The organism is Streptomyces mutabilis (assembly GCF_014649815.1).
Lineage (GTDB): Bacteria > Actinomycetota > Actinomycetes > Streptomycetales > Streptomycetaceae > Streptomyces > Streptomyces mutabilis.
Map to the genome: position 1 here is coordinate 1 of NZ_BMTT01000341.1, position 509 is coordinate 509.

Annotated in this window: 1 protein-coding gene; it reads left to right on the forward strand. The window is 53.0% G+C overall.

From position 1 onward, the window contains the following. The coding region (locus tag IE142_RS40575; RefSeq protein ID WP_191889550.1) for a hypothetical protein at nt 1-509 on the forward strand (509 nt) is incomplete at both ends.

Below are 509 nucleotides of genomic sequence, written 5' to 3' on the forward strand. Positions count from 1 at the left end.
TTCGGCTTCGAACGAGGTTTCAGCGCTGATTCAACCGTTCTTTGCACTTCACCAGCTCTCTTCGCAGGACCCATCCGATTTACCCTTCGTGCATCTATCCTCTCTTTTGGCTGAGAGAATTGGCGAAATATCAGACGCAGAAGCCAGTCTACGGACCCTCTGTACCGCTGTAGAGGCAGAATACGAGGTGTCCGAGTCAGCGTCGGCCCTCTCTCGATTCGCCCAGGCAAACGCGGATATTGCTCGTGTACTCCTTGCACGTCATGAATTCGAGGAAGCTGCTGAAAAGGCAGAGACAGCGCTCATGCTATCAGGGGAAGAAGATGCCGAGAAGTTCGATCCTGAAACGAACAGCAAGCTTCGCTTGTCAGCCCACTTGACAGCGGGCCTGGCGCATTATTATCTACGGAACATGGACAGTGCGATTGATATGTTCCGTGACGCTCTCCAGGAAGCGGACAACGCGCCTGAAGTGGTATGTCTTCTCGCACAAGTGCTATGGGCTAAAG